The sequence below is a fragment of the Affinirhizobium lemnae genome (genome assembly GCF_022968395.1).
Classification (GTDB): Bacteria; Pseudomonadota; Alphaproteobacteria; order Rhizobiales; family Rhizobiaceae; genus Neorhizobium; species Neorhizobium lemnae.
The window spans coordinates 1-2,810 of record NZ_JALJQZ010000104.1 but is presented as its reverse complement, the minus strand read 5'-3'; the positions used below and the strand labels follow the sequence as shown (position 1 = coordinate 2,810).

The 2,810-nt window shown below is 62.6% G+C and carries 1 protein-coding gene; it reads right to left on the bottom strand.

Annotated elements, in window-relative coordinates; translation table 11 throughout:
• Positions 1–2,810 (bottom strand): condensation domain-containing protein (locus MUU53_RS23105; protein ID WP_247262937.1); only part of this gene is annotated, 2,810 nt, incomplete at both ends.

The window sequence follows — 2,810 nt, the reverse complement described above, 5'->3', positions numbered from 1 at the left end:
GCCGTCCCGTTGAACGCACCGATCAGCGCGACATCCGAAGACCCCGCAAGACGAAGCGACGACAAGCACATGTCCGATGCGCCCGACACGAACTGTTCAAGCACACCGACCAGAACCGCGCGCCACCGACCGATCGTCGCCTCGTGGAACAGATCCGCGTCATACTCGATCACACCCGCGATCGACCCATCCGCTCCGGGCGCCAGCGACACAGTCAGGTCGTACTTCGCCTGACCGGGAGCAGGATCAACGACCTCCAGTTCCAGATCCCCAAGACGAAGCGCGCCACCCTCCTGGCTCTGCCAGGCAAACATAACCTGGAACAGAGGACTGTGCGACAGGGACCGCTCCACTCCCGCACACTCGACCACACGCTCGAACGGGGCTGCCTCATGTTCAAGACCGTCGCGAACCACACGGCCAACCGCTGACACATAGTCAACGATCCCTTCGTGCAGGCCAGGCGACACGCGAAGCGCCAGCGTGTTGACGAAGAAACCGATCACATCCTCGCTGCCAGACTGAACTCGCCCCGCACTCGGACTGCCGATCAAAACCTCGTCCTGACGCGACAGACGCGACAGAACAACACCAAGACCCGCAAGAAGAACGCCGTAGAGCGTCGTGGCGCACGACAGCGCAAGACCCTCGAGCCGGCCACGAAGTCCCGCATCCACCTCAAGCGGCAGATGACCCGCACGGCGCAACCGATCCGCACGACGCTCCATGTCAACAGGAAGATCCAGAACCTGCGGCGCTCCCCGAAGATGATCCTCCCACCAGGAAAGCGCAGCCGAGCCCCCACCTGCGCCAAGCCAGTCACGCTGCCAAACCGCATGGTCGGCAAACTGCCAGGAAAGCGGTGGCAGAACATCCGTCAGACCGTCGCCAGACCGCGCCGCTTCGTAAAGAACCGAAAGCTCACGCAGCAGAACAGACACAGAACTCCCGTCAAACGACCCGTGATCGGCAACCAGACACAGATGCCAGCGCCCATCCGCAACACAAACCGCAAGACACCGCAGCCGCACGTCACTCGACAGGTCGAACGGACGATGCGCAAAGGCCGACACAAGACCTGCAGCCTGCGCCTCGACGGCCGCCTGCGCATCCCCTTCCGCTCCCCGCAGATCAACCGTCTCGAGCACCCCTGCACAGGCAGACATCCCAAGAACACGCCCACGCGCAATCCCGTCAGGCGAATCGATCACAGTGCGAAGCACAACATGGCGCTCAAGAAGGCCGAGAAGCGCACAACGAAGGGCCGCGACATCCAGATCCCCCGCAATCCGCAGACCCATCGGAATGTTGTACTGCGCGCTTGCCCCACCTTCCAGCGCAGACAAAGACCACAGACGCTCCTGACCCAGCGACAGCACCGCTCCACCGGTCCCGTCAAAGCCCGAACCCGCAATCACAGCTCCAAGACGGGCCTGACCCGCCTTGCCAAGCACAACGGCAAGCGAGCGCACATCCGGATGGGCAAACACAGAGCGAAGCGCAAGCTCAACACCTCGCTCGGACCGCACACGCGCAACAAGACGCATCGCAAGAAGCGAATGACCGCCGAGCGCAAAGAAGCTGTCCGTCACCGACACACGTGCTGCACCCGTCAGCTCACCGAACAGACGGCAAAGCAGAGCCTCATCCGCCGTCTCAGGCGCAACATGATCCGACACGCCCCCGATCTCGGGCGCCGGCAACGCTCGACGGTCAAGCTTGCCCGTCGGACCAAGCGGAAGCGAAGGCAGAACAACAAAGGCCGACGGAACCATGTAATCCGGCAGCACCGACGAAAGCGCCGCGCGAAGCGAAGACGACGACAGGGCCGATGTGGCTTCATCGCCACTGACATCGCCAACGCCAACGCCATCCCCACCAGAGCGCGCCGTCACATAGCCGACCAGACGCGCCTCGCCGGCGATCTCGCGCACCACGACCGCGGCCTGACCGACACCCCCGACCCGAACAAGCGCCGCCTCGATCTCGCCAGGCTCGATCCGGAACCCGCGAAGCTTCACCTGGTCGTCCGCGCGACCGCCGAACTCAAGAACCCCGTCCTCACGCCACCGGCCGAGATCACCCGTCCGGTACATACGAGAGCCCGCAGGACCGAACGGACACGCAACAAAACGCTCAGCCGTCAGATCGGAGCGACCCACATAACCGCGCGCAAGACCAATACCCGAGATGTAAAGCTCTCCCCAGACACCTACAGGCAAAACCTGCAACGACGCAGAAAGAACGTAAACCTGCGTGTTCCAGATCGGCGCGCCGACATTCTCCCTTCCGGGCAGCAGTCGTCCGCTCAGGCTGTCGCCTGCCGCTTCCGACATGCCATAGAGGTTCCAGAAGACGGCGGACGGCTGTTGCGATCCAAGATCGGCAACCAGGTCGGCAGGCGGACGCTCACCGCTCAGGACCACAAAGGCCCTTGCAAACACGGCCTCGAAGTCCGGATGAGACACCAGAGAACGCAGCAGACCAGGAACCAGTGTCATCGATACAGGCTCATCACTGCCGATGACGCTCTGGGCTTCATCGACCAGCCGCAAAGGGTCACGCACCAGCAGAAGGCGCTGCCCTGACATCAGTCCTTGCAGCACTGCGTTGTGGAAGTCGATGAAGCCAAAGCTGTTGGCGATAATCCGGGTTATGGCCTGCACCATGTCAAGGTGCTCGCCCGACGTATTAGCGGGGGTCCAGGACAGCCGGTTGAGGATACCCCCATGGGTATTGCCGACGCCTTTTGGTCGTCCTGTTGATCCGGATGTGTAGATCACATAGGCCAGATGATCGGGCATGAGCGG